Here is a 25,838-nt window from a genome sequence, read left to right on the forward strand (position 1 = left end):
CTCGCGCAGCTCGTCGAGGCGGTCGTACAGACCGGTGACGTAGGACTGCTCCTTGGCGAGCTCCGTTTGACGAGTTGCCGCCTGACCATTATTGTGGTTAATGGGACACTCCGGGCCATTCTGCTTGTTGTTGCGACAAACGATGACATTAGCACGCCTGTCGAGGCACTCCTATCTTCCCTTCCCCCTTCCGGGTCACGGCTTGGTTTCGCCCTCTTGACCAGCATGGGAGAACTCCCTATGTTCTCGAGTTAGGAAAGTTTCCTAACTTCGTCGAAGGAGTCCTCCTGATGAGCGGTCCGGTTCCGGGAACGCCCAGCCTGCTGCGCGCGATCAACGACCGCGCGGCCCTGCGGGCGCTCCTCGAGCGCGGGTCGCTGACCCGCCCGGAGCTGGGCGCCCTGACGGGCCTGTCCAAGCCCACCGCCTCCCAGCTGCTGTCGCGCCTTCAGGACGCCGGGCTGGTGGTCCTGGACGGCATCAGGGAGGGCCTGCCGGGCCGTACCGCCGAGGTCTACCGGATCAACCCGGCGGCGGCCTACGTGGGCGCCCTCGACGTCACCCCCGACCGCATCGAGGCCCGCGTCGCCGACATCACCGGCACGGTCGTGGGCTCGTACACGCTGCCCACGCCCCGGCGGCCGGGCGGCGAGCTGGTCGACCGGCTGGGCGCGGCGCTGGCCGGCGCGAACCCGCCGGACAAGCTGCGCCGGGTCGTGATCGGCGTGCAGGCGGCGATCGACCCGGCCACCGGCCGGCTCGGCTACGCCGCCGCCAAGGACGTGCCCGGCTGGCAGATCGACGACCTCGTGCCCACCCTCAGCGCGGGTCTCGGCACGGCCGTGGACGTGGAGAACAACGTCAACCTCGTCGCCCTGGCCGAGCAGGCGCACGGCGCGGCGCGCGGTCACTCCGACTTCGTGCTGCTGTGGGCCGACGACGGCATCGGCTCGGCCATCGTGCTCGGCGGGCGCATGCACAGGGGCGCGACCGGCGGCGCGGGCGAGGTGGGCTACATGCCGACCCCGGGCGCGCCGACGGCCCGCGAGGCCGGCCGCTACGCCAACCACGGCTACCAGGCGCTGACCGGCGGCCCGGCCGTGCTGCGGCTGCTGCGCTCCTACGGCGTGCACGGCACCGACTTCCGCCAGGCCATCGCCAAGGCGGTACGCGTGTCGGAGGGCTCGGGGCAGAAGGCCGACGACGCCAGGGCGGGGCTGCGCGACATCGCCGCCCGCCTGGCGGTGGGCCTGGCGGCCATCACCTCCGTCATCGACCCCGGCCTGATCGTGCTGACCGGCGGCGTCGTGCTGTCGGGCGGCGAGCCGCTGCGCGAGCTGGTCGAGCACGAGCTGCACGCGCTCACCATCCCCCGCCCCGTCGTGCGGCTGTCGCACGTGGAGGGCAACCCGGTGCTGGCGGGCGCCCTCGACCTGGCCCTGGACACCGTGCGCGACGAGGTCTTCAGCTCGACCGTCCCTTCGTGAGCCATTTTTCCCTTTCATGATCCCCCAGCGGTAGGAGGCACCCCCCGTGCGCTTCGTCCCCCTGGCGGCCGTCGCGATCCTCGCGCTCGCCGCCTGCACCGCCGGCAGGGAGGCCGGGCCCTCGCTCGGCTCCCAGCCCAGACCCTCGGGCTCGGCCTCCGCGGCCCTCCCGGCGGCCACGATCCAGCTCTGGCACGGATTCTCCACCGACGCCGAGGTCAAGGCGTTCGAGGAGGCCATCGCCGGGTTCCACGCCAAGTTCCCGCAGATCACCGTCAAGGCCACCAAGGGCGTCCAGGACGACCAGATCACGCAGGCCATCCGGGGCGGCAACGCGCCGGACGTGGCGGCGTCGTTCACGACGGACAACGTCGCCCAGTGGTGCAGGTCGGGATCGTTCCAGGACCTCACCCCGGTCATCAAGCAGGACGGCATCGACCTGTCGGTGCTGCCCGAGGTGGCACGTTCCTACACCGGCTTCGGCGGCCGGCAGTGCACGCTGCCGCTGCTGGCCGACGCGTACGGCCTCTACTACAACAAGGCCCTGATGAAGGGCAACCAGCCGCCCAAGACGCTGACCGAGCTGGCCGAGCTGGCCAAGAAGCTGACCGTGCGGGACGCGAACGGCGACATCAAGGTGGCCGGGTTCGTGCCGAGCACGCAGTACTACGAGAACAGCCCCAGCCACCTGGCCCCCATGGTCGGCGCCACCTGGTACAACGCCGACGGCACCTCGGCCATCGGCACCGACCCGGCATGGAAGGCCCTGCTGCGCTGGCAGAAGGACCTCATCGACTGGTACGGCTACGACAAGCTGGAGAAGTTCCGCAAGAGCCTGGGCGACGAGTGGAGCGCCGACCACCCGTTCTACAAGGGCAAGATCGCGATGGTCCTGGACGGCGAATGGCGCAACGCCATGATCGCCAACGACGCCAAGAAGCTCGACTACGCCACCGCTCCCCTGCCAGTCGCCGACGACAAGCCCGACCTGTACGGCAGCGGCTTCACCGCCGGCACCGTCATCGGCGTCCCCAAGGGCGCCAAGAACCCGCAGCAGGCCTGGGAGCTGGTCAAGTACCTGACCACCGACACCAGCTCGCTGGTGACGCTCTCCAACGCCCTGCGCAACGTGCCCACGACCAAGGCCGCGATGGAATCGCCCGACCTGTCCAAGGACGCGAACTTCGCCACCTTCCTCGACGTCTTCTCCCACCCCAAGACCTCGACGCTGCCGCCGAGCGTCAACAGCGTGTTCAACCAGGAGGCGCTGGCGACCTTCGTCGTCAAGTGGGAGAAGGGCGCGGTCACCGACCTCGACGCCGGGCTCAAGGGCGTGGACAAGCAGATCGACGACAAGCTGAAGCTGTCCGGGGGCTGATCGGCGATGGCCTCCTCCCCCCACGCCGCGCCGCCGAGGCGGCGCGGCGAGGGCCTGCGCGCCCTGCTGTGGTTGTCGCCGTGGATCGCCGGAGTGTCGGTCTTCTTCGTCTATCCGCTGCTGTCCACGGTGTACTTCTCCTTCTACCGCTACGACATGACCAGCACGCCGGAGTTCATCGGGCTGGACAACTACGCCTACCTGCTGCACGACCCGCGGGTCGCGATGTCGGCCAAGAACACGCTGTGGCTGGTGGCGATCATGGTGCCGGCCACGGTGCTGTTCTCCCTGGCCCTGGCGCAGCTCGTGGTCCGGCTCAAGGCCGGCGTCGGCGTGCTGCGGACGATCTTCTACCTGCCGTCGCTGGTCCCGCTGGCGGCCGGGACGATCACCTTCGTCTTCCTGATGAACCCGGCCACCGGGCCGTGGAACAAGTTCCTGGCCCTGTTCGGCATCCACGGGCCCGACTGGTTCGGCGACCCGGCCTGGTCCAAGCCGAGCCTGACGCTGCTGTCGCTGTGGAGCTGCGGCCAGCTCGCCGTGATCTTCATGGCGGCGCTGCTGGACGTCCCCCGGCACCTGTACGAGGCCGCCGCCATCGACGGCGCCGGAGCCTGGCGGCAGTTCCGCAGCGTGACGCTGCCGACGATCGCGCCGGTGCTGATGTTCGCCCTGGTCACCAACGTCATCTACGCCCTGCAGTACTTCACCCAGGCGATGATCGCCTCCCGGGTGGCCTCGGGCTCGACCGACTCCCCCGGCTCCACCTTCACCCCCGGCTACCCGGACGAGTCGCTGCTGACGCTGCCTCAGTGGCTCTTCCAGTCGGGCTTCCGCGACTGGACGATGGGCTACGCGTGCGTGCTGGCGCTGCTGCTGTTCGCCACGTCGATGATCTTCACGTTGATCCTGCTGCGGCAGTTCCGCCGGGCCGAGGAGGCGATATGAGCGCGACCATGACCGCCCCCGCCCCGCCCGCGGCCCCCGCGCGGCGGCAGGGGGCCAGGGCGCGGCGGCGGCGCACGCTGATGTGGATCGCCACGCACGCGACGGCGATCGTGCTGGCCCTGATGTTCCTGGCGCCGGTGGTGTTCCTGACGCTGACCGCGCTGATGACCGACGAGCAGGCGCTGACCGGCGACCTGTGGCCGCGCACGTGGAACTTCGACAACTTCGTGGTGGTGTTCGAGAAGTCGAAGCTGCTGCGCTGGGGGATCAACACGCTGCTGTACGCGGGCCTCGGCACGGTCTTCACGCTGGCCTCCTCGATCCCGGTGGCCTACGCGCTGGCCCGCTTCCGCTTCCGGGGGCGGCGGGCGGCGTTCCTGCTGGTGATCACCGCCATGATGCTGCCGCCGCAGGTCATCGCGGTGCCGATCTACCTGGTGTGGGCCCGGCTGGGGCTGACCGACAGCCTGTGGCCGCTGATCCTGCCGATGTTGTTCGGCGACGCCTTCTCCATCTTCCTGCTCCGCCAGTTCCTGATCACCATCCCGCGCGAGTACATCGACGCGGCGAAGGTGGACGGCTGCTCGGACTTCAGGACGCTGGTGCGGGTGATCCTGCCGATGGCCCGCCCGGCGGTCGCCGCCGTCGCCCTGTTCCAATTCTTCTACTGCTGGAACGACTACTACGGCCCGCTGCTGTACGCCGGCGTCGAGCAGGAGGGCTGGACGCTCTCGCTCGGCCTGGCCACGTTCAAGGCGTTCCACAGCGTCCAGTGGAACCTCACCATGGCCGCCACCCTGCTGGTGACCGCCCCGGTGATCATCGTGTTCTTCCTCGCCCAGAAAGTCTTCATCGAGGGCGTGACCTTGACAGGAGTGAAGGGTTGAAACTCGCCGTGGTCGGGGGCGGCTCGACGTACACGCCGGAGCTGGTCGACGGGTTCGCGCGGCTGCGTGACGAGCTGCCCGTGACGGAGATCGCCCTCATCGATCCGGATCCGTCCCGTCTTGAGCTGGTGTCGGGGATGTCGCGGCGCATGCTGGCGCACGCCGGGCATCCGGCGCGCGTGCTGGCCACCTCCTCGGTGGCCGAGGGGGTCGCGGGGGCCGAGGTCGTGCTGTTCCAGCTCCGGGTGGGCGGGCAGGCGGCCAGGAATGTCGACGAGACGCTGCCGCTGGAGTGCGGCTGCGTGGGCCAGGAGACGACCGGCGCGGGCGGCCTGGCCAAGGCGCTGCGCACGGTCCCGGTCGTGCTGGAGCTGGCCGAGACCGTACGCCGGCAGGCTCCGGACGCCTGGATCGTCGACTTCACCAACCCGGTCGGCATCGTCACCAGGGCACTGCTCGACGCCGGCCACCGGGCCATCGGGCTGTGCAACGTCGCGATCGGCTTCCAGCGCCGCTTCGCCGCGGGGCTGGGCGTCGACCCCGGCCGCATCTCGCTGGGGCACGTCGGGCTGAATCACCTGAGCTGGGAGCGTTCGGTCCATCTCGACGGCCGGGACGTGCTGCCCGACATCATCGACCGGGCCGGCGAGGAGATCGCCGAATCCCTCGGGCTGCGGGTGGAGCTGATCCGGCGGCTCGGCGTCATCCCGTCGTACTACCTGCGTTACTTCTACGCCCACGACGCGGTGGTGCGCGAGCAGCGCGCCAAGCCGTCCCGGGCCGCCGAGGTGGCCGAGATGGAGACGCGGCTGCTGGAGATGTACGGCGACCCGTCGGTGGTGACCAAGCCGGAGCTGCTGGACCGGCGGGGCGGCGCGTTCTACTCCGAGTCGGCGGTGGCGCTGATCGCCTCGCTGCTCGGCGACCGGGGCGACGCCCAGGTCGTCAACGTGCGCAACCAGGGCACCCTGCCCTTCCTGGACGACGACGCCGTCATCGAGGTGCCCGCGGCCATCACCGCCGCCGGCGCCGCGCCGTTGCCGGTGCCGCCCGTCGAGCCGCTGTACGCGGGGCTGATCGCGCACGTGTCGGCGTACGAGACCCTGGCCCTGGACGCCGCCCGCCGGGGCGGCGCGGACCGGGTGCGCGACGCCCTGCTGGCGCACCCGCTGATCGGCCAGGACGACGTCGCCGAGGAGCTGACCGGCCTGCTGCTGGCGGCCAACCGCGAGCACCTGCCCTGGACGGTGGGCTAGTGGCGGGCCCCCGGCTGCTCCTGGCCGTCGACGGCGGCAACAGCAAGACCGACGTCGCGGTGGTCGCGGACGACGGCGAGGTGGTCGCGACCGGCCGGGCGGGCCCCTTCGAGCCGCAGAGCGCGGGCGTGGCCGCGGCCGTGGACGTGGTGGCCGAGGCGGCGGCCCGCACCGGCCTGCCGGCCCAGGCGTTCCGCCACGTGTCGGCCTGCCTGGCCGGGGCCGACTTCCCGGTGGAGGAGGAGGCGCTGGCCGCCGAGTTCGCCGCCCGCGGGTTCGGCGACGTGGTCGTGCGCAACGACACCTTCGCGCTGCTGCGGGCCGGCACGTCGGCCCCGTGGGGGGTCGCGGTGGTGTGCGGCGCGGGCATCAACGCGGTCGGCGTCTCCCCCGGCGGGCAGGTCGCCCGCTTCCCCTCGCTCGGCCGGATCAGCGGCGACTGGGGCGGGGGCCAGGGCGTGGCCGAGGAGGCGCTGTGGCACGCCGTGCGCGCCGAGGACGGCCGCGGCGCCCCCACGGCCCTGGCGGAGCTGGTCACGGCCCATTTCGGCACGGCCACCGTCGAGGAGCTGGTGCTCGACCTGCACTTCGGGCGCGTGGACGAAGGGCGGCTGCACGAGCTGGCCCCCGGCGTGCTGGCCGCCGCGGCGGCAGGGGACGAGGTCGCCCGGTCGCTGGTCCAGCGGCAGGCCGAGGAGGTGACCGTGATGGCCGAGGTGTGCCTGCGGCGGCTCGGCCTGCTGGGGACGCCGGTCGAGGTGGTGCTCGGCGGCGGCATGCTGACGGCCCGGGACACGCTGCTGACGCGGCTGCTGGAGGCGGCGTTCGCGGCCAGGGCGCCGCAAGCCGAGCTCGTGGTGGCCGACCTGCCGCCGGTGGCGGGGGCGGCGCTGCTGGGGCTGGAGCACCTGGGCGCTCCGGAGACCGCGCTGGCCCGGCTGCGCTCCCACTTCGCGCTCCCGGTCACCCGCTGACCCGGCGGCCGACGTGCGTGTCCCGCTCATCGGGTACGTGCCCCGGGCGCCGGTCCCGCGGGGACGGCGCCCGTCAGGGCTTTCAGGCGGAGGCGTTCTGGTCGGGCTCGGTGGGGGTGACGTCGGGGGCGACGACGGGGGCGCGGTGCTCGTAGGGCGTGCTCAGCACCACGGTGGTGCGGGTGGAGACGTTGGCCGAGGCGCGGATCTGCTGCAGCAGGTCCTCCAGTGCCACCGGCGAGGCCACGCGCACCTTGAGGATGTAGCTCTCGTCCCCGGCGACGCTGTGGCAGGCCTCGATGGCGCTCAGATGGGCCAGCCGCACGGGGGCGTCGTCGGGCGCGGCGGGGTCGATCGGCTTGATCGACACGAACGCGGTCAGCGGCAGCCCGATCGCGTCGTGGTCGATGATGGCGGCGTAGCCGCGGACGACGCCGCGCTTCTCCAGGCGGCGTACGCGCTGGTGGACCGCGGAGACGGAGAGCCCGGTCTCCCTGGCCAGGTCGGTGAAACTCATGCGGCCGTCGTGGGCGAGCAGCGTGACGATCCGGCGGTCGATCTCCTCCATCGGTCAAAGGTAGCCGGTGATGGTCACGACATGGTCCCGACGGGAGCGACCCCTCGGTTCATCGCGTGCTCGACCAGGGTGATGAGCACCTGGCGGCCGGAGTCGCGCCGGCGGGCGTCGCACAGCACGATGGGCACGTCGGGTTCCAGCCCGATGGCCGAGCGCACCTCGCCGACGGTGAACGGGCGGGTGCCCTCGAAGCAGTTGAGCGCGATGATGAACGGCTGCTCCCGCTTCTCGAAGTAGTCCACGGCCGGGAAGCAGTCGGCCAGGCGGCGGGTGTCGGCCAGCACCACGGCTCCCAGCGCGCCCATGGCCAGCTCGTCCCACACGAACCAGAAACGTTCCTGACCCGGGGTGCCGAACAGGTAGAGCATGTAGTCGTCGCGGATGGTGATACGGCCGAAGTCCATCGCGACGGTGGTGGTGAGCTTGCGCTCGACGCCCGACAGGTCGTCGACGTGCGTGCCGACGTGGGTGAGCGCCTCTTCCGTGCGCAGCGGGCGGGTCTCGGAGACGGCGCCGACCATGGTGGTCTTGCCCGCGCCGAATCCGCCGGCGATCAAAATCTTGATCGCGGTCGGCAGCCGCCAACGGTCGACGCGACCGAATTCCATCCAGCACCGCCCGTACAGGTCCCGCGCACGTCGTGACCTTCGCGCATGGTCAGTGAAATCTGTCAAGGCGCGTGGTGAAGGCCGTTCGACGTGCCTGGCATCGAGTCACCCTAGCAACGCCACATTTTCCACTCAAGACATAAACTTTTACAACGAACCAAATGTCACGATTTATCGTCGGTAGTCCTATAAATCGCCTGGCGGGCGACGGGCGGTCAAGAGCCTTGTCAGCTTATTCGACGAGATCGTTAGGTCGCGGGGCCCAGGTCCGAAATGCCGGTGAAGCCAGCGTTGAAGCCGATCCGTCGGCCCAGGTAGGCGGCCGTCCGCGGGCTGCAGCCGCGCAACGCCTCGATCAGGCCGGTCGCCTCGCGGGCCAGGCCGGCCATCGCCGTGGTGACCTCGCCGCCGGTGACCCCGAGCCCCAGGACGTTCAGGTCGCCCCAGCTCAGGTCCCTGCGGTAGGAGGCGACGTCGCCGAGCAGGTGCAGGTACCGCTGCACCTGGCGGCTGACCGTCCGCAGCTCGTCCAGGTGGCCCCTGGTCCAGCCGTCGCCGGTGTAGATCCAGTGGGACAGGTCCACGAAGCAGGAGCCGCGGCTGTCGGCGTTGTCGAGGTAGCGCTCCAGCGTGGGCACGGCGCTGGTGTCCCGCCACACCCAGGCCCTGGCCATCCCGGCCAGCGTCCGGGCGAGCTGGTCGTGCCAGAGCCGCCGCGCCGGCCCGAACCCCTCGACGGTGGCCAGCTCGTCACGCAGGTCGGCCAGGAAGCGGGTGACCGGCGACCGCGGCACCGCGCCGCCGGCGACCTCCATGCATGCGCGCGTCAGCCGGTCGACCTGCTCGCGGGTGGTGGCGGTGTGGTCGACCAGACGGCCCACGGCCAGCACCCACAGGGCGCTGCGGTTGACCGCCTTCAGCCCGCCCGCGCCCGCCCAGGGGGCGCTGAAGGCGGTGCCGAGCGTCAGGGCCTGGTAGAACTCGGTGTCGAAGGCGGCGCCGGGGAACAGGCCGTCGTACAGCTGGGCACAACGCCGCAGGTCCCTGCCGCACTCGGCGGCCAGGGCGCAGGTGCGGCCGAGCCGGTACGCCTCCTCCAGCTCCTCGCCGAGCACCCTAGGGCCACCCGCACGGTACACAGCTCATGGCGACGCCCCCCAACGGCCGGACGAATGCACCTGCCGAAGAATTCTTTCATGATCACCTACACCCATCAAGCCATTCCCACCTCCGCGAACCGGCGAAAGGGCGGCGGCGCAAGCCAGACGGAAGGGCGGCGTCACGCGAAGGGCACCGTCAGGCGGAAGGCGGCGTCAGGCGGGAGCGGGGCGAAGTCAGGAGGAAGGGAAGGCGGCCCAGAGGGCGGTGGCGTCGTCGTGGGGTTTGCCGCGCACCGCTCCGCGTTCGACCTCCAGCCCCCGTACGGCCGAGATCACCGCCCCCGGCCCCCCGCCGGCCAGCTCGGCCAGCACGGACTCCCAGCTCCACCCGTACCACTCCACCAGCCGGGTCACCCCGTCGGTGAACAGCCCGGCCCCCAGCAGCCCGGACGCCTCCACGACCCCGCTGACCGCCTGACCGGCGGCCTCGGGCCGGGTGGAGGCCACCCAGAACCCGCCCTCGGCGTTGCGCATGCGCCGCACCAGCTCCGGCGAGTACGGCCGCCCGCCCGGCAGCCGCTCCACCCGGTCGTCGCCGACGACCTCGGCCCCGCCGTCGGCCCGCGCGAGCACCACCGGGGAGTCCCCCAGGACGAGGTACTCCACCACTCCCCCGCCCAGGCGCATCATGGCCACGGTCGTGGACGGCGAGTCGGGGTCGCCCAGGTCGCACGTGCCCGCATGGGCGCCCATGGTGACGGAGATGGCCTCGGCCAGGATGTCGGCCAGCGGCGAGCGCCCGCCGGCGGCCAGCCCGGCGGCCAGCGCCCCGCCGAGCCGCCCGACCAGCCAGGCGACCCCGTGGGCGCACCCGCCGCCGGCCCCGGCCGCCGCCGTGGCCCCGTCGAGCACGACCGCCCACGAGGGCCCGGCCACCGCCAGGTCCTCGTTGGGCCGCGCCGACCCGGGCCGGGTGGCGTACCTGACCTCGGTGAACATGCCGTTACGGCTGGACGGTCACCAGCTCGCGCGGCGTGTTGTTCAGCCGCTCGCCGCCGGTCTCGGTGCAGACGACGATGTCCTCGATGCGGGCGCCGTGGCGGCCGGGCAGGTAGATGCCGGGCTCGACGGAGAAGGCGAAGCCGGCCTCCATCGGCTCGTCGTTGCCCGAGACGACGTAGGGCTCCTCGTGCGTCTCGATGCCGATGCCGTGGCCGGTGCGGTGGATGAAGTAGTCGCCGTAGCCGGCCTCGGCGATGACCTCGCGGGCCGCCGCGTCGATCGACTCGCACGACACGCCCGGCCGCACCGCGGCGCAGGCGGCTTCCTGGGCGCGGCGCAGCACCTCGTAGTAGGCGGCGAACTCGGCGGGCGGCTCGCCCACGCTGTAGGTGCGGGTGGAGTCGGAGCAGTAGCCGTTGTGGAGCTGGCCGCCGATGTCGACCACGACCGGCTCGCCGGCCTGGATCACCCGGTCGGACACGTCGTGGTGGGGGCTGGCGCCGTTGGGCCCGGAGGCGACGATGACGAAGTCGACCGTGGCGTGGCCGGCGGCCAGGATCGCCTCGGCGATGTCGCGGCCCACCTCGCGCTCGGTGCGACCGGCGCGCAGCAGCTCGGGCACCTGCCGGTGGACCGCGTCGATGGCCTCGCCGGCCTCGCGCAGGGCCGCCACCTCGGCCGGCGACTTGCGCATGCGCAGGTCGCGCAGCACCGTGCCGGCCAGCACCTGCTCGGCCTCCGGCAGCACGTCGCGGAAGCGCAGCGACGACATGGCCCACATGCGGTCGGCCAACCCCACCTTGGCCACCCGGCCCAGCCGGGAGGCGGCGATGCTGTAGGGGTCGTCGGTCTCGTCCCAGGCCACGAACTCCAGCCCGAGCCGGGCGGCGGGCGAGGCCTGCGCGGCCGGCAGCTCGAGGCGGGGCACCATCATGTACGCCTCCCCCGAGGCGGGCACCACGAGGCAGGTCAGCCGCTCCAGCGGCTTGGCGTCGTAGCCGCTGACATAGCGAAGGTCGGGCCCGGGGGTGAGCAGCAGGGCGTCGAGGCCGGCCTTGGCGGTGGCCTCCTGCGCGGCGGCAAGGCGGGACACGGGATACAGGTCTGAGGACGTCACGAGCCAAATCTACTCGGACGCCCGGCGCCCCCACTCCAGCAGGCCGCTTGTCCGCCGAGGGCTAAAATCCGCGAAAACTTCTCACAACAAGAGAGCCCATGACTACACTCCGTTCCACATTGATCACGTAGTGTGGGACCAATTGTCCAGTTCCACTGCACTTTGAGAGTGAGGCCATGGTCGACTTCGCAGGCGCGGCAGAGCTGGTCAGGGAGGCCCCGCACGGGCGGGCGCGCGGGGCGGGGGCGGAGCTGCTGGCCGTCCGGCTGGCCCACGCCGAGCGGCTGGGCAACATGGGCTGGGCCGAATGGAACCTGCGCACCGGGGCCGCCATCTGGTCCGACCAGGTCTACGCGATCTTCGGAAGAGACCGTGAGGAGGGGCCGCTGTCCCTGCCCGACCTGGCCGCCATGGTCGAGCCGGCCGACCTCGACGCGCTCGACCGGCTGCTGTGGCACGTGGTGGAGGGGGTCGAGCCCGTGCACGCCGAGTTCCGCGTCAGGCGCGGCACGGGCGAGCTGCGCGACCTGCGCGTCGTGCTCGAACCGCTGATGTCGCCCGGCGGCCCGGTCGGCATGCACGGCGTCATCCAGGACATCACCGGCCGCCGCAGGGCCGAGCGCATGATGTCGGAGTCGCGCCGCCAGCTCCTGGAGGCCCGCGAGCAGGCGGCCGAGGAGCGCAACGTGATGCTGGCGCTGCGCGAGGCCATCCTGCCCGCGCCCACCGGCTGCCTCGACCTGCCGGGGGCCAGGATCGCCGTCCGCTACGTGCCGGCCGAGAAGACCGCGAGCCTGGGCGGCGACTGGTTCGAGGCCGCGACCACGCCCGACGGCCGCCTGCTGCTGGCCATCGGCGACGTGTCGGGCCACGGGCTGCCCGCCATCGCCCACATGGCCCACCTGCGCCACGCCCTCGTCGGCCTCACCATGACCGGCCGGCCCGCCGACCGCCTGCTGTCGTGGCTCAACGACCTCGTCCTCCACCAGCTGAAGGACACCACCGCCACGGCCGTCATCGGCCACCTCGACCCCGAGACGCTGCTGTTCACCTGGGGGCAGGCGGGCAACCTCGACCCGATCCTGGTGCGCGGGGGCCGGGCGGCCCTGCTGGGCAGGCCACGCGGCGTGCTGCTCGGCGCCGACTCCGGGCGGCCCTACGAACTGGCCCACACCCGGCTGCGCCCCGGCGACCTGCTGCTGATGTTCACCGACGGGCTGGTCGAGCGGCGCACCAGGGACATCGACGTCGGCCTGGAGCTGGTCCTCGCCGCCGCCGGGGGCCTGTCCGCCCACGACCTCGACGCCGGGCTCGACCGCCTGCTGGCCGGCATCGGCGGCCCCAACCCCGAGGACGACGCGTGCCTGCTGGCCGTCGCCGTCCCGGAGCCGGACGGGAGGGCGGCGGGAGTGCGACCATAGACGGGTGCTCATGCTTCTGGACACACCGTCCCTCTACTTCCGCGCCTTCTACGGCGTGCCCGAGTCGGTCAAGGCGCCCGACGACTCCCCGGTCAATGCGGTGCGCGGGCTCATCGACATGATCGCCACACTGGTCCGTCAACATTCCCCGGCGGCGCTGGCCGCCACCATGGACGCCGACTGGCGGCCCGCCTTCCGGGTGGCGGCGATCCCGACCTACAAGGCGCACCGGGTGGCCCACGGCGACGTCGAGGAGGTGCCCGAGGCGCTGGTGCCGCAGATCGCCGTGATCAACCAGGTCCTCGACGCCGTGGGCATCGCCCGTCCCGAGTCGCCCGGCTACGAGGCCGACGACGTGATCGGCACCCTCACCCACCAGGCGCGGGGGGCCGTCGAGATCGTCACCGGCGACCGCGACCTGTTCCAACTCGTCGACGACTCCCGCCCGGTCCGCGTCCTGTACACCGCGCGCGGCATCCGCAACCTGCAGTTCGTCGACGAGGCGTTCGTCACCGCCAAGTACGGCGTGCCCGGCCGCGCCTACGCCGACTTCGCCACCCTGCGCGGCGACCCCAGCGACGGCCTGCCCGGCGTGCCCGGCGTCGGCGAGAAGACGGCGGCGGCCCTGATCACCCGGTTCGGCTCGCTCGCCGCGCTGCTGGAGGCGCTCGACTCCGGCGTCACCGAGGGCTTCCCGGCCGGCAGCCGCAACCGCCTGGCCGCCGCCCGCGACTACCTCGACGCCGCGCCCGCCGTGGTCGAGGTGGCCTCCGACGCGCCGCTGCCCGCCGCCGACCTGACGCTGCCGGACAAGCCGCGCGACCCGGAGGCCCTGGTGGCCCTGGCCGACCGCTACGGCCTCGACAGCCCGCTCAACCGCCTGCTGGAGGCGCTCAGGAGCTGAGGAACTCCCGCACGGCGTCCTGGGCCGCCTCGCGCAGGCGGCCGTGCACGGCGGCGTTCTCCTCGCGATCGGTGCGCACCTCCACCACCCGCGGCCCCTCGCCGCGCATCGCCTTGGACAGCTCGCTGACGTCCCCGAGCAGCGTGTACGGCGTCCCGCTCGCGGCGGCGGCGTAGGCCAGGTCCACGCCGTGCGGCGTGCCGAACACCCGCTCGAACGGGTCGCGCACCGCCGCCTGCGGCAGCAGCGAGAAGATGCCGCCGCCGTCGTTGTTGACGACCACCATGCACAGGTCCGGCCTGGGCTCGCGAGGGCCGAGAATCAGCCCGTTCTGGTCGTGCAGGAACGACAGGTCGCCGAGCAGCGCGTAGGAGGGCCCGTTGTGCGCCAGCGCGGCCCCCATCGCCGTGGACACCAGCCCGTCGATGCCCGAGGCGCCCCGGCTGGCCATCAGCCTGATGCCGCGCCGCGGCCGCATGAACTGGTCGAGGTCCCTGATCGGCATCGAGGAGCCGCAGAACAGCAGCGCGCCGTTGGGCAGCGCGTCGGCCAGGTCGCGGGCCAGGCGCGGCTCGGAGGTGCCGGAGACGTCCAGGACCGCGTCGAGGGCCGACCGCACGGCCGCGTCGGCCTGCCGCCAGGCGTGCAGCCAGCTGTCGTCGCCGGAGGCCACCGGGATCTCCACGGCCTGCGCGACCTGGGTGGCCGACCTGGTCGGGTCGGGCCAGCGGTCGAGGTCGGGGGCGACCACGATGTGCTCGTCGGTCCGCTTCAGCCAGGACAGCAGCGGCCGCGACAGCCCGGGCCGGCCCAGCGTGACGACCACGTCGGGGCGGTGGGAGTCGGCGAACTCGGGCGTGCCGAGCAGGTAGTGGTAGCTGGAGATGGAGTGGTCGCCGTAGCGGGCGCCGCCGTTGGGCTCCGACAGCACCGGCCAGCCGGCCATGCCGGCGGCGGCCACGTAACGCCGGACGTTGGCCGCGCCGTCGCCGACGACCAGCACGCCGCGCCTGGTGGGCGGGATGTGCAGGGCGATGGGCGGAGGAGCGACGCGGGCCCGCACCCAGGGGCCGTTCGCGCCGCCGTCGAGCGGCTCGGACCAGCTCGTGTCGCCGTCGGGGATCAGCGGCTCCCGGAAGGCCAGGTTGAGGTGCACGGGGCCGGGGTTGGCCGCCCCGGCGGCCCGCTGGTAGGCGCGGCAGGCCAGCGAACGCCAGTAGGCGACCATGCCGGGACGGTCCTCCGGCACGCCGACCTCGGCGAACCAGCGGACGGCGGTGCCGTACAGCTTGACCTGGTCGATCGTCTGGTTGGCGCCGGTGCCGCGCAGCTCTGGCGGACGGTCGGCGGTCAGGACGAGCAGCGGCACGCCCGACTCGTCGGCCTCGATCACCGCCGGATGGAAGTTGGCCGCGGCCGTGCCGGAGGAGCAGATCAGCGCCACCGGCCGCTCGGAGCGCTTGGCCAGGCCGAGCGCCAGGAAGGAGGCCGAGCGCTCGTCGATGCGCACGTGCAGGCGCACCCGCGACTCGGCGTGCAGCGCCAGGGCGAGGGGGGCCGAGCGGGAGCCGGGGGCGAGCACCACGTCGGTCAGGCCACAGCGCACCAGCTCGTCGACGAGCACGGTGGCCAGCGCGGTTGCGGGGTTCAAAGTGACGCCTCCTGCATCCGGCCGAGCCACTGGGGAGATTCAATCTCAAATTCCGACAAATGCTGAAAATTCACCGAGGGGCGGCGCACCGGGAGCCATCCGTCCACGGGCACCAGCGAGTCGTCCACCACGTCGCCCGCCAGCAACGACATCGTGCCCAGCCCGCACGCGTACGGCAGCGACGGCAGCGCCGCCGCCAGCGCGACCCCCGCGGCCAGCCCCACGGACGTCTCCACGGCGCTGGAGACCACGGCGGGCAGCCCGCACGCCTCCACCACCCGCAGCGCGGCGCGCACCCCGCCCAGCGGCTGCACCTTGACCACCGCGATGTCGGCCGCCTCGGCCGCCCTCACCTTCAGCGGGTCCTCGGCGCGCCGGATCGACTCGTCGGCCGCGATCGGCACGTCGACCGCCCTGCGCACCGCCGCCAGCTCCTCCAGGGTCGCGCACGGCTGCTCGGCGTACTCAAGACCGAACCGGTCGAGCCGCTTGAGCCGGGTGACGGCCTCGTCGACCTCCCAGGCGCCGTTGACGTCGACCCTCAGCCGCCCGGACGGCCCGAGGGCGTCACGCACCGCCTCCACCCGCGCCAGGTCGTCGGCGAACGTCTGGCCGCGCTCGGCCACCTTGACCTTCGCCGTGCCGCAGCCGGAGCGCCGCACCAGCTCGTGGGCCTGCTCGGCGTCGACCGCCGGGACGGTGGCGTTGACCGGGACGCGGTCGCGCACCGGCTCGGGCCAGCCGTCGAAGGCGGCCTCACGGGCGCACGCCAGCCAGCGGGCGCACTCGCGCGGACCGTACTCGGGGAACGGGGAGAACTCGCCCCAGCCCGCCGGGCCGTGCAGCAGCACGCCCTCCCTGACGGTCTGCCCGCGAAACCGCGTCCGCATCGGAATCCGGAAGACCACGGGAGAACGCGTCACGACCCTACCCTGCACCTGTGTCCGACCTGTCGCCATTAACCTTACGAGCATGTGGAGGAACCCGTCGCATCCGGACCGTCCGCTGCATGCCATTGTGCAGCCTCCCGGCCCCGGCCTTTTCACCGCGATCCGCGACGCCCTCTCCGGCGACGGCCCGGCCGTCCTGCCGCTCCAGCCGGGCCACGAGCACCAGGTCCTCCAGGCTCTGCGGCCCACGCACGCCGGCGGCGAGCCGCGGCCCGGCGGCGAGGGCGTCCCCGGCGACGTGGCGGTCGTCATCGCCACCAGCGGCAGCACCGGCGCGCCCAAGGGCGTGCAGCTGTCGGCCGCCGCCCTGCGCGCCTCGGCGTCGGCCTCGCTGAGCAGGATCGGGGCCGCCGAGGGCGACCGGTGGTTGTGCTGCCTGCCCGTCTCCCACGTCTCCGGCCTGCAGGTGCTGGTCCGCGCGCTGCTGTCGGGCAGCGAGCCGATCATCCACCCCTCCTTCGACGTGCGGGCCGTGCTGTCCTCCGGCGCCCACCACGTCTCCCTGGTGCCGACGCAGCTCCACCGGCTGGTCGAGACGGGCGCCGACCTGTCGGTGTTCCGCACGATCCTGCTCGGCGGCGCGGCGCCCAGGGCGGGGCTGGTCGAGCGGGCCGTGGAGCTCGGCGCCCGGGTGTTCACCACGTACGGGATGAGCGAGACGTGCGGCGGCTGCGTCTACGACGGCCACCCCCTTTACGATGTAGATCTCAAAATCGGCGAGGACGGCCTGATCAGGATCGCCGGGCCCGTGCTCTTCTCCGGCTACCGCTTCGCCGGGCGGACCGCCTTCGACGGCGACTGGTTCGTCACCTCCGACCTCGGCGAGCTGGACGGCGGCCGGCTGCGCGTGCTCGGCCGGGCCGACGACGTCGTCAACACCGGCGGCGAGAAGGTGGTGGCCGCCGTGGTGAGCGCGGTGCTCGGCACCCACCCCGAGGTCGCCGACGTGGCCGTGGCCGGCCTGCCCGACCCGGAGTGGGGCGAGGCGGTCACGGCGTTCGTGGTGCCCGCCGACCCGGCCGCGCCGCCCACGCTGGCCGAGCTGCGCGCCTACTGCCGCGACCGGCTGCCCGCCCACGCCGCACCGCGCGGCCTGCGTCTCCTCCCCCGCCTGCCGCTGCTGCCCAACGGCAAGACCGATCTCGTACGGCTGCGGGCAGGAACCTGACGCGGCGCGGCTGCGTCATAACGGGGAGAGAAGGAAGGGAGCCTTCATGAACCAGACCCGCAAGATGTGGGCGTCCGCGGCGGTCGTCGGCGTGATCGTCGTCGGCGGCGCGTCGGTCGCGGCGGCCGCCTCGGCGGGCAAGCTCGACGCGGTCGCCAGGGAGACCCGGGCCGTGGTCGACCAGAGGGCCGACCAGAGCGCCGAGCAGACGTCGCCGACCGGCCGTCCGGTGCCCTCGCCCGGCGACACCGAGGGCGTCGTGGTCTCCACGGAGGTCAATCCCGATCCACGCGAGGTCATCGACTACTGGACCGACAAGCGCATGGAAGAGGCCGAGCCCATGCCCATGCCCGAGGGGACCGGAAGCTTCGAGGTGGCGGAGTAGTTCCCGCCTCCCGGGGGTGGCGCGCCCTCTGGACGTTCCGCCCCTTTTTCATCCCTCCGGGAACAAATAGCGGTGGATGGCGTTATTGATACTGGTGCGCCGTGCGGAGTGACCACCGCCCCACCACAACCTGCCTGATCGCTTCGACTCCGTACGGAGGAGGTGTCCTCATGCCCAGAACCGCCGTGGCGACCCCACCCGCGACTCTCGACCAGCTCATTGAACGAGGGCGAGCCCAGGGTCACCTTTCTCTGGCGGAGCTGCGCGACGCGTTCGCCGAGGCCGGCATCAGCCCCTCTGAAGGCCGCACGATTCTGCGCGAGCTCTCGGAGGCCGGTGTGAGCCTGGCTGCCGAGAACGAGCCGTCGCTGGCCAAGACCGCCGCCAGGAAGACCACCCAGAAGACCGCGGACAAGAGCGCCCCCAAGCCGAGGAAGGCTTCTGGGGCAAAGGCTACCGGCCGCACGGCCGCCGAGGCAAAAAGCCCGGTGGACGGCAAGCCGGAGCACGAGGAGGACGTGGCCCCCGACGACCTCGAACTGACGGCCGAGGACGCCGAGGCCGAGGCCATGGACCTGGACGACAACCAGTCCGTGATGGGCGACTCGGTGCACACGTACCTGAAGTCGATCGGCCGCCGTACCCTGCTCACCGCCGCCCAGGAGGTCGAGCTGGCCCGCCGGATCGAGGCCGGCCTGTACGCCGAGTACAAGCTGGAGACCCACCCCGACGTGCCGCCGTCCGTGCGCGACGACCTGCACCTGGTCATCGAGGACGGCCGGCAGGCCAAGGACCACATGCTGGAGGCCAACCTGCGCCTGGTGGTCTCGGTGGCCAAGAAGTACACCGACCGCGGCATGTCCCTGCTGGACGTCGTCCAGGAGGGCAACCTGGGGCTGATCAGGGCCGTGGAGAAGTTCGACTACACCAAGGGCTTCAAGTTCTCCACCTACGCCATGTGGTGGATCCGGCAGGCCATCCAGCGCGGCTTCGCCGACTCCGCCCGGACGATCCGGCTGCCCGTGCACGTGCTGGAGATGCTCTCCAAGCTGTCGCGGGTCGAGCGGGACATGCACCAGAGGCTGGGCCGCGAGCCCACGCCCGAGGAACTGGCCGTCGAGCTCGACAAGACGCCGGACCAGATCGAGGAGCTGCTGCGCACCAGCCGCCAGCCGATCTCGCTCAACGCGACCATCGGCGAGGACGGCGAGACCACGATCGGCGACCTCATCGAGGACGTCGACTCGCCGGAGGCGTCGGAGATCGTCGACCGCCAGCTGCTGGGCGACCAGCTGCGCGGCGTGCTCGACAACCTCTCGCCGCGCGAGGCGAAGATCATGGCCCTGCGGTTCGGCCTGGTGGACGGCAAGCCGCACACCCTGGACGAGATCGGCAAGCACCTCGGCCTGACCCGCGAGCGCATCCGCCAGCTGGAGAAGGAGTCGCTGTCGAAGCTGCGCCACCCGAGCAACACCCGCCCGCTGCTCGACTGGGCCAGCTGACCCGCACCACCCCGGCCGTCGCCGTCAGCCCCTGACGGCGACGGCCCAGGAACGCGAGCCCCGGCCGTCAGGACCTGACGGTGACGGGCCCGGAACGCACGAAGAGCCCCGGCGCGCACGGCGCCGGGGCTTTCATGTGCCTTCGGTCAGACGGTGGCGGGCACCGGCCGGGGCACGCGCGGGATGCCCCACATGCGGTTCTCCTCGCGCAACGTGCGCAGCCGGTCGACCTCGGCCGTCCACATGGCCCCGCGGGGGGTGGCCTTGGCCTTGCGGCGCGCGATGCGGTCGTCGTACGAGCGCACGCCGAACGTGGCCCGCTGCCCGGCCTCGGCGGCCCGCAGCGCCTCGGTCAGCGCGACGTCGAACGCCCGGCCCGCCGCCAGCAGCTCGATCTCGTCGGCCGCGGCCGCACGCAGGTCGCGCACGATCTGCTCGGCCTGCCTGGCCTTGTCAAGCAGCTGCGGGAAGCCCTTGGAGATCTCCTGGTCCGCGTGGTAGCGAACCTCGGCCTCCCGGCTCACCCGCGGACGGAAAAACGCCATCGACCCTGCCCTTCACGCAGTCTTTGCTGTTCAACCCACAAGGGTACGCCGTCCGACACCGCCCCCGAACACCGGGCGACGGACGGGGCCGCCCAGTAAGATGATCACCATGCCCGCAAAGAGACCTCCCGTCCCACTCTCCCGCGAGCGCATCATCGAGGCCGCACTCCACATCGCCGACAGCCAGGGGCTGCGCCGGCTCACCATGCGCCGGCTGGGCGACGCCCTGGAGGTGGAGGCCATGGCCATCTACCACCACCTGCCCCGCGGCAAGGAGGCGCTGATGGACGCGCTGGCCGAGCACGTCACGTCCGTGCACGTGGAGCAGGCGGCCACCTGGCAGGAGACGGCCAGGGCGTGGTGCCGGGCGGGCCGGGAGCTGCTGCGCGAGCATCCGGGCGTGCTGGCGCTGGCCCTGACCAAGCCGCCCAAGGGCGCCACCGCCGTCGCCATCAGGGAGCAGACCGAGCAGCTCGCCGACGGCGGCCTGAACGACGCCCCCGAGGCCGTGCGCGCGCTGCGGGCGTTCGTGTTCGGCAGCGTCGCGGTCGAAGTCCAGCAATCCGGATGGGCTGACCCGGAAGTCGATGAATGGGTCAGGCGGGACGAAAGGGCGGATGTGGACTTCGAAAGAGGGCTCGACGCTTTGCTCAAGGGGTTGCAAACGTAGTGCGCGTGTCGCGCTTGGCCCGTTATCCTGCATAAGGCACGCTGTGTCGAAGGTCACACGACCGGGGGATCCTCCTGTAACAGTCCGAACGGGCTATGTCGGACCGTGTGACACACGTCGCACACTTGCCAGAACAACAAACCCGAGCCGCTCCCGTCCCTCTCCCGGGAGCACCCACGAGATATCGGAGGCACGCCGATGTGCCCGCACGACCCGGCCTGTCCGTCTGCCGAGGCGCCGGACCGCGAGGCAGCACGCACCCTCGCATGCCACCCCGAGCAGGGGTGGAGCCTTCTCTGCAACGGCGTCGTCCTGTTCGAGGACACCGGGGAGCTGCTGCCCAGCGGCACCGTCATCGCGCCGCACCGGCCCGACCCCCTGGTGGGCGCCGCCTGACGGCGGCGTAATCACCGATCCACCGGGCCACGACCTCGCCCACCTGGGCGGGGTCCCGCTTCAGGTCGTGGCCCTCGCCCGGCAGCACCACCAGCCGGGCGCAGTCCGCGGGATCCGGCACTCCGAACGGATCCCGGTCCCCGTTGACCACCAGCACGTCGACCCCGGCCCCGCGCAGCTCCTCGGCCCTGGAACGCTCCGGCCTGCCGGGCGGGTGCAGCGGGAAGGCCAGCGCCACCACCGCCGCCGCGCCCACCGCCGAGGCCGTACGGCAGGCCACCCGGGCGCCGTTGCTCCGGCCGCCCTGCACCAGCGGCAACCCCGGCCACCCGCCGCGCAGCTCGCCCAGCACCACCTCCCAGGCCTCGTCCTGCCGGGCGGCCGAGCCCGGCGCCCGCGCCCCCGCGACCCGGAACGCCTGCGACACCCTGGCCACGGTCGCCCCCACCCCCAGCGCGGCATCACGGACGGCCAGCAGGTCGGGCGCGTCCACTCCCCCGGCCGAGCCGTGGGTCAGCACCAGCAGCAGCCGGGGCTCGGCCGCCTCGTCGACCTGCACCAGCGCCGGCCCCCGCGGAGTCATGATCTCCATGGCAGCACCGTACCTGGGGAGGATCCGCCGTTGGCTCCCAGGTCTGATGACGGCGCGCCGGACAACCGGGATGATGGCTTGCATGCCAGAGATGCGCCCCATCCGGGATGACCTGCAGGCCACCCTCGACGCCCGCCGCGACCTCGGCCCCGACTACGAGGCCGCGCTCGTCGAGTCCTTCGTCGAACGGCTCGACGCCACCATCGCCGCCCGCGTCCAGGCCGAGCTGAGCGGCCACGGCCTTCCTCCGGCCAAGCCGAAGCAGCGGCAGAACAACGGCGCGGCGATGATCCCCGTCGCGCTGGGCTCGATGGGTCTCGGCATCCCGCTGACCGCCATCGCGTCCGGCAACTCGGGGCTGGTCGGCCTGACGATCACGTGGCTGGCGATCGTCGCCATCAACGTGGCCGCCGCCGTGGCCATCATGCGCCGCGGCTGAGCCCCCTCACGGCACTCAGGTGTCGCGGTGGAAACGCAGCCGGACCTCGGCGGCCATGGTCTGGTCCTCGTGTTCGAGGCCGTAGGTCCACACCTGGCCGGCGTCCTCGGTGCGGCCGCGCAGCGGCAGCGTGCGCGCCAGCAGCTCGATGGCCAGCGCGCCCGTCTGGGGGTCGGCCCCGCTCTCGACGGCCTCGGCGAACTCGGCGCAGGCCAGTTCCAGGTGCGCGATGCCGAGCAGCACCCGCAGCCCCGGCAGCTCCCGCGCCGGGGCGAACTCCAGCGCGTCCAGCAGCAGCCCGGCGGCCTCCCCCGGGTCGCCGTACTCCAGCAGCGTCTCGGCGAGCTGGCGGGCCGCGTGCGCGGCGGCCTCGGCGTCGCCTGAGTCAAGGCTCGCGTCGAGGGCGGAGCGCAGCTCCTTGCCGGCCTCCTGCGGGCTGCCGGCCAGCCGGGCCAGCGCGAGGTGCGCCAGCGGGACGTAGGCCGGCGTGCCGACGCCGAGCACCGCCTGCCAGGCGGCCCTGGCCTGGTCGTCGCGGCCCTCGCGCTCGAAACCCTGGGCCAGGTGGCAGGCGGCCTGGGCGGCGTACTCGGGATGGCCGGTGGCCAGCGCGGTGCGGGCCGCGGCGCGGGCGGCCTCGGTGTCGCCGCGCTCGTCGAGCACCACGGCCAGCCCCACGGCCGCCTGGGCCCGGTCGGGGCTGTCGGGGTCGGCGACCAGCTCGGTCAGGATCGCCGCCGCACCCTCCAGGTCGCCGCCCTCGGCCAGGCGGCGGGCGGTGTCGAGAGGCGGGGTCTCCAGCTCTGAGAACGTCAAGAGAGCTCCTTCAGGCGACGGATCGCACCGAGCCTAACGGCTCGTCGCGATCATGTCTGCTCACTTGACGGTGCAGGACTGGGCCAGATCCGGCGCGGGCCCCCGGGCGGGGACCCGCGCGGGCGGATCAGTCCTCGTACGCCTCCAGCGGCGGGCAGGAGCACACCAGGTTGCGGTCGCCGTACGCCTGGTCGATGCGGCGCACCGGCACCCAGTACTTGCCCTCGCGCAGCGAGGCCACCGGGTAGGCCGCCTCGGTCCGCGAGTACGGGTGGGCCCACTCGTCGGCGGTGACCGACTCGGCCGTGTGCGGCGCGTTGCGCAGCGGGTTGTCGGTCTTGTCGTAGTCGCCGGAGGCCACCTTGGCGATCTCGCCGCGGATGGCGATCATGGCGTCCACGAACCGGTCGAGCTCGTCCAGGTCCTCGCTCTCGGTCGGCTCGATCATCAGCGTCCCGGCCACCGGGAACGACATGGTCGGCGCGTGGAAGCCGTAGTCGATCAGGCGCTTGGCCACGTCGTCGACGGTGACGCCGGTCTCCTTGGTGATCTGGCGCAGGTCCACGATGCACTCGTGGGCCACCAGGCCGCCGCGGCCGGTGTAGAGCACCGGGTAGTGCGGGGCCAGCCGCCGAGCCAGGTAGTTGGCCGACAGGATGGCCTGCTCGGTGGCCGCCGTGAGGCCCTCGGAGCCCATCATCCGCACGTACGCCCACGAGATCGGCAGGATGCCCGCCGAGCCGTACGGGGCGGCCGATACCGGGCCGACCGGGCCGCCGTCGCGCAGCGGGTGGCCGGGCAGGTAGGCCGCCAGGTGGCCGCGGACCGCGACCGGGCCGACGCCGGGGCCGCCGCCGCCGTGCGGGATGCAGAACGTCTTGTGCAGGTTGAGGTGGGACACGTCGGCGCCGAACTCGCCCGGCTTGGCCAGGCCCACCAGGGCGTTGAGGTTGGCGCCGTCGACGTAGACCTGGCCGCCGGCCTCGTGCACCTTGGCGCAGACCTCGGTGATCGACTCCTCGTACACGCCGTGCGTGGACGGGTACGTCACCATGATCGCGGCGAGCCTGTCGCGGTGCTTGGCGATCTTGGCGTCGAGGTCGGCCAGGTCGATGTTCCCGTCGCTGTCGCAGGCCACGACGACGACCCGCATGCCCGCCATGACGGCGCTGGCCGCGTTCGTGCCGTGGGCCGAGGACGGGATCAGGCACACGTCCCGCTCGGTGTCGCCGTTGGCCTGGTGGTAGGCGCGGATGGCCAGCAGGCCGGCGAACTCGCCCTGGGAGCCGGCGTTCGGCTGGATGGAGACCGCGTCGTAGCCGGTCACCTCGGCCAGCCAGCCCTCCAGGGTGCCGATGAGCTCCCGGTAGCCCTCGGTCTGGGCCTCCGGCGCGTACGGGTGCACGCCGGCGAACTCCGGCCAGGTGATCGGCTCCATCTCGGTGGTCGCGTTCAGCTTCATCGTGCACGAGCCGAGCGGGATCATCGAACGGTCGAGCGCGATGTCCTTGTCCTGCAGCCTGCGCAGGTAGCGCAGCATCGCGGTCTCGGAGCGGTGGCTGTGGAAGACCGGGTGGGTCAGGTAGTCCGACTCGCGCAGCAGCTCGGCCGGCAGCGCGTCGGCCTCCAGCGCCACCTCCTCGCGCTCGACGCCGAAGGCGGCCCAGACCTTGACCAGCTCGGCAGCGCCGGTCTTCTCGTCGCAGGCGATCGAGACGTGGTCCTCGCCGGCCTGCCACAGGTTGACGCCGCGCTCGGCGGCGGCGGCCACCACCTCGGCGGCCCTGCCGGGCACGCGGACGAGCACGGTGTCGAAGAACTCGCCGTGCACGACCTCCAGGCCGGCCTCGCGCAGCCCGCCGGCCAGCGCGACGGCGTGCCGGTGCACGCGGTGCGCGATCCGGCGCAGGCCCTCGGGGCCGTGGTAGACGGCGTACATGCCGGCGATCACGGCCAGCAGGACCTGGGCGGTGCAGATGTTGCTGGTGGCCTTCTCGCGGCGGATGTGCTGCTCGCGGGTCTGCAGGGCCAGCCGGTAGGCGGGGTCGCCGTCGACGTCGACCGACACGCCGACCAGGCGGCCGGGCATCTGCCGCTGCAGGCCCTCGCGTACGGACATGTAGGCCGCGTGCGGCCCGCCGAACCCGAAGGAGACGCCGAAGCGCTGGGAGGAGCCGACGGCGATGTCGGCGCCCAGCTCGCCGGGGGCGGCCACCAGCGTGAGGGCCAGCAGGTCGGCGGCGGCCACGACGAGCGCGCCCGCCTCGTGCGCCCTGGCGGCCACGTCGCGGAAGTCGCGCAGGCGGCCCGAGGCGCCCGGGTACTGGACGAGCACGCCGAAGCACTCGGGCAGCTCGCCGTCGAGGTCGTGCTCGACCAGCGTGATGCCGAGCGGCTCGGCGCGGGTGGCCAGCACGGCCTTGGTCTGGGGCAGCGTGTCGGCGTCGACCACGAACACGTCGCTCTTGGACTTGCCGGCCCGGCGGGCCAGCGTCATGGCCTCGGCCGCGGCGGTGGCCTCGTCCAGCAGGGAGGCGCCGGCGACGTCGAGGCCGGTCAGGTCGGAGACGACCGTCTGGAAGTTCAGCAGCGCCTCCAGGCGGCCCTGCGAGATCTCCGGCTGGTACGGCGTGTAGGCGGTGTACCAGCCCGGGTTCTCCAGCAGGTTGCGCCGGATGACGGCGGGCGTGACGGTGTCGTAGTAGCCCAGGCCGATCATGGAGGTCAGCACCCGGTTGCGGGAGGCCAGCTCGCGCAGCTCGGCGATGGCCTCGGTCTCGCTCGCGGCGGCCGGCAGCTTGAGCCGGTCCTTGACCCTGATGGCCTCGGGCACGGCCACGGCCACCAGATCGCCGACGGACTCGAAGCCCACGGCCTCGAGCATGCGCTGCTGCTCGGACTCGGATGGGCCGATGTGCCTGGACGAGAACGGCGGAGCGGACAGGTCGGTCATGGAGGTTGCCTCCCGAGGCTTGGAGACCGGCGCCAGGGCGCGGGCGAGTGCCGGATCTCCCCCTCTGTCATCGCGACGTCATCGCGACCTGAGAGCTTCACCCCACCGTGGG

25 protein-coding genes are annotated in these 25,838 nt (G+C 72.6%); 14 read left to right on the plus strand and 11 right to left on the minus strand.

Features of this window, described 5'->3' with window-relative positions; translation table 11 throughout:
• Positions 1 to 290 precede the first annotated feature (290 nt).
• From AB0J46_RS29035 to AB0J46_RS29060, 6 genes are read left to right on the plus strand one after another with little or no spacing between them, the layout of a single operon-like run.
• Positions 291 to 1,487, plus strand: coding sequence for an ROK family transcriptional regulator (locus AB0J46_RS29035; RefSeq protein WP_364337300.1), 1,197 nt, complete (start codon positions 291 to 293; stop codon positions 1,485 to 1,487).
• A 46-nt stretch (positions 1,488 to 1,533) separates the two neighbouring features.
• The gene (locus AB0J46_RS29040; protein ID WP_364337302.1) at positions 1,534 to 2,865 is read left to right on the plus strand and encodes an ABC transporter substrate-binding protein; all 1,332 of its coding nucleotides are present in this window, start codon (positions 1,534 to 1,536) and stop codon (positions 2,863 to 2,865) included.
• Between the two features lie 6 nt (positions 2,866 to 2,871).
• Positions 2,872 to 3,813, plus strand: a complete 942-nt coding sequence (locus AB0J46_RS29045) for a sugar ABC transporter permease (RefSeq protein ID WP_364337304.1) — start codon at positions 2,872 to 2,874, stop codon at positions 3,811 to 3,813.
• Entirely contained in the window at positions 3,810 to 4,700 is an 891-nt protein-coding gene (locus tag AB0J46_RS29050; RefSeq protein ID WP_364337306.1) for a carbohydrate ABC transporter permease, read from the plus strand. The genes AB0J46_RS29045 and AB0J46_RS29050 overlap by 4 nt, the downstream gene beginning before the upstream one ends.
• Complete coding sequence (locus AB0J46_RS29055) at positions 4,697 to 5,956, plus strand: 6-phospho-beta-glucosidase (RefSeq protein WP_364337308.1); 1,260 nt, start codon at positions 4,697 to 4,699, stop codon at positions 5,954 to 5,956. The genes AB0J46_RS29050 and AB0J46_RS29055 overlap by 4 nt, the downstream gene beginning before the upstream one ends.
• Entirely contained in the window at positions 5,956 to 6,930 is a 975-nt protein-coding gene (locus AB0J46_RS29060; protein ID WP_364337310.1) for a BadF/BadG/BcrA/BcrD ATPase family protein, read from the plus strand. Before AB0J46_RS29055 ends, AB0J46_RS29060 begins: the two co-directional genes overlap by 1 nt.
• Before the next feature lie 82 nt (positions 6,931 to 7,012).
• Here AB0J46_RS29060 and AB0J46_RS29065 read toward each other — a convergent pair whose 3' ends face one another.
• From AB0J46_RS29065 to AB0J46_RS29085, 5 genes are all read right to left on the minus strand, one after another.
• Positions 7,013 to 7,498, minus strand: a complete 486-nt coding sequence (locus AB0J46_RS29065; protein WP_364337312.1) for an Lrp/AsnC family transcriptional regulator — start codon at positions 7,496 to 7,498, stop codon at positions 7,013 to 7,015.
• 23 nt (positions 7,499 to 7,521) lie between these two features.
• Positions 7,522 to 8,115 carry an ATP/GTP-binding protein gene (locus AB0J46_RS29070; RefSeq protein ID WP_352326803.1) on the minus strand — a complete coding sequence of 198 codons (594 nt, stop codon included), beginning with the start codon at positions 8,113 to 8,115 and terminating at the stop codon, positions 7,522 to 7,524.
• Between the two features lie 248 nt (positions 8,116 to 8,363).
• Positions 8,364 to 9,230 carry a terpene synthase family protein gene (locus AB0J46_RS29075; RefSeq protein ID WP_364337314.1) on the minus strand — a complete coding sequence of 289 codons (867 nt, stop codon included), beginning with the start codon at positions 9,228 to 9,230 and terminating at the stop codon, positions 8,364 to 8,366.
• 219 nt (positions 9,231 to 9,449) lie between these two features.
• Positions 9,450 to 10,214: a protein phosphatase 2C domain-containing protein gene (locus tag AB0J46_RS29080; protein ID WP_364337316.1), complete on the minus strand. Its 765-nt coding sequence runs from the start codon at positions 10,212 to 10,214 to the stop codon at positions 9,450 to 9,452.
• A gap of 4 nt (positions 10,215 to 10,218) precedes the next feature.
• Positions 10,219 to 11,334, minus strand: coding sequence for a Xaa-Pro peptidase family protein (locus AB0J46_RS29085; protein ID WP_364337318.1), 1,116 nt, complete (start codon positions 11,332 to 11,334; stop codon positions 10,219 to 10,221).
• 176 nt (positions 11,335 to 11,510) lie between these two features.
• Between AB0J46_RS29085 and AB0J46_RS29090 the strand changes: the two genes are divergently transcribed.
• Positions 11,511 to 12,755 carry a SpoIIE family protein phosphatase gene (locus AB0J46_RS29090; RefSeq protein ID WP_364337320.1) on the plus strand — a complete coding sequence of 415 codons (1,245 nt, stop codon included), beginning with the start codon at positions 11,511 to 11,513 and terminating at the stop codon, positions 12,753 to 12,755.
• Between the two features lie 10 nt (positions 12,756 to 12,765).
• Positions 12,766 to 13,659, plus strand: coding sequence for a 5'-3' exonuclease (locus tag AB0J46_RS29095; RefSeq protein ID WP_364337659.1), 894 nt, complete (start codon positions 12,766 to 12,768; stop codon positions 13,657 to 13,659).
• On the opposite strand, the gene menD is transcribed toward AB0J46_RS29095, so the two are convergent.
• Both menD and AB0J46_RS29105 read right to left on the minus strand, forming a co-directional pair.
• Complete coding sequence (gene menD / locus AB0J46_RS29100; RefSeq protein WP_352350819.1) at positions 13,649 to 15,310, minus strand: 2-succinyl-5-enolpyruvyl-6-hydroxy-3-cyclohexene-1-carboxylic-acid synthase; 1,662 nt, start codon at positions 15,308 to 15,310, stop codon at positions 13,649 to 13,651. The genes AB0J46_RS29095 and menD overlap by 11 nt on opposite strands.
• Positions 15,307 to 16,233, minus strand: coding sequence for an o-succinylbenzoate synthase (locus AB0J46_RS29105; protein ID WP_352350821.1), 927 nt, complete (start codon positions 16,231 to 16,233; stop codon positions 15,307 to 15,309). The genes menD and AB0J46_RS29105 overlap by 4 nt, the downstream gene beginning before the upstream one ends.
• Before the next feature lie 49 nt (positions 16,234 to 16,282).
• On the opposite strand from AB0J46_RS29105, the gene AB0J46_RS29110 reads away from it, so the two are divergent.
• The 3 genes from AB0J46_RS29110 (at position 16,283) to AB0J46_RS29120 (ending at position 19,315) form a co-directional block, all read left to right on the plus strand.
• Positions 16,283 to 17,428 carry an AMP-binding protein gene (locus AB0J46_RS29110; RefSeq protein ID WP_364337323.1) on the plus strand — a complete coding sequence of 382 codons (1,146 nt, stop codon included), beginning with the start codon at positions 16,283 to 16,285 and terminating at the stop codon, positions 17,426 to 17,428.
• 46 nt (positions 17,429 to 17,474) lie between these two features.
• Positions 17,475 to 17,813 (plus strand): hypothetical protein, encoded by a 339-nt coding sequence (locus AB0J46_RS29115; protein ID WP_364337325.1) that lies wholly within the window; start codon positions 17,475 to 17,477, stop codon positions 17,811 to 17,813.
• Positions 17,814 to 17,983: 170 nt separating this feature from the next.
• The gene (locus tag AB0J46_RS29120; RefSeq protein WP_364337327.1) at positions 17,984 to 19,315 is read left to right on the plus strand and encodes an RNA polymerase sigma factor; all 1,332 of its coding nucleotides are present in this window, start codon (positions 17,984 to 17,986) and stop codon (positions 19,313 to 19,315) included.
• Positions 19,316 to 19,461: 146 nt separating this feature from the next.
• Here the strand turns inward: AB0J46_RS29120 and AB0J46_RS29125 are convergent, their stop codons facing one another.
• The gene (locus AB0J46_RS29125) at positions 19,462 to 19,860 is read right to left on the minus strand and encodes a hypothetical protein (RefSeq protein WP_364337329.1); all 399 of its coding nucleotides are present in this window, start codon (positions 19,858 to 19,860) and stop codon (positions 19,462 to 19,464) included.
• Between the two features lie 109 nt (positions 19,861 to 19,969).
• Here AB0J46_RS29125 and AB0J46_RS29130 point away from each other — a divergent pair, with 109 nt between their 5' ends.
• On the plus strand, positions 19,970 to 20,530 hold the full coding sequence (locus tag AB0J46_RS29130; RefSeq protein ID WP_358286538.1) for a TetR/AcrR family transcriptional regulator C-terminal domain-containing protein: 561 nt from the start codon (positions 19,970 to 19,972) through the stop codon (positions 20,528 to 20,530).
• Positions 20,531 to 20,728: 198 nt separating this feature from the next.
• Entirely contained in the window at positions 20,729 to 20,926 is a 198-nt protein-coding gene (locus AB0J46_RS29135) for a DUF5999 family protein (RefSeq protein ID WP_125637444.1), read from the plus strand.
• Here the strand turns inward: AB0J46_RS29135 and AB0J46_RS29140 are convergent.
• Entirely contained in the window at positions 20,883 to 21,518 is a 636-nt protein-coding gene (locus tag AB0J46_RS29140) for an alpha/beta family hydrolase (protein ID WP_364337331.1), read from the minus strand. The two genes, AB0J46_RS29135 and AB0J46_RS29140, sit on opposite strands and share 44 nt — an antisense overlap.
• An 82-nt stretch (positions 21,519 to 21,600) precedes the next feature.
• Between AB0J46_RS29140 and AB0J46_RS29145 the strand changes: the two genes are divergently transcribed.
• On the plus strand, positions 21,601 to 21,957 hold the full coding sequence (locus AB0J46_RS29145; RefSeq protein WP_352350833.1) for a hypothetical protein: 357 nt from the start codon (positions 21,601 to 21,603) through the stop codon (positions 21,955 to 21,957).
• Between the two features lie 15 nt (positions 21,958 to 21,972).
• Here the strand turns inward: AB0J46_RS29145 and AB0J46_RS29150 are convergent, their stop codons facing one another.
• A complete protein-coding gene (locus tag AB0J46_RS29150) occupies positions 21,973 to 22,773 on the minus strand; it encodes a hypothetical protein (RefSeq protein WP_364337333.1) in 801 nt (266 codons plus the stop codon).
• A gap of 127 nt (positions 22,774 to 22,900) precedes the next feature.
• Entirely contained in the window at positions 22,901 to 25,726 is a 2,826-nt protein-coding gene (gene gcvP, locus AB0J46_RS29155; RefSeq protein WP_364337335.1) for an aminomethyl-transferring glycine dehydrogenase, read from the minus strand.
• Between the last annotated feature and the right edge of the window lie 112 nt (positions 25,727 to 25,838).

The sequence above is a fragment of the Nonomuraea sp. NPDC049758 genome (assembly GCF_040674635.1).
Classification (GTDB): Bacteria; Actinomycetota; Actinomycetes; order Streptosporangiales; family Streptosporangiaceae; genus Nonomuraea.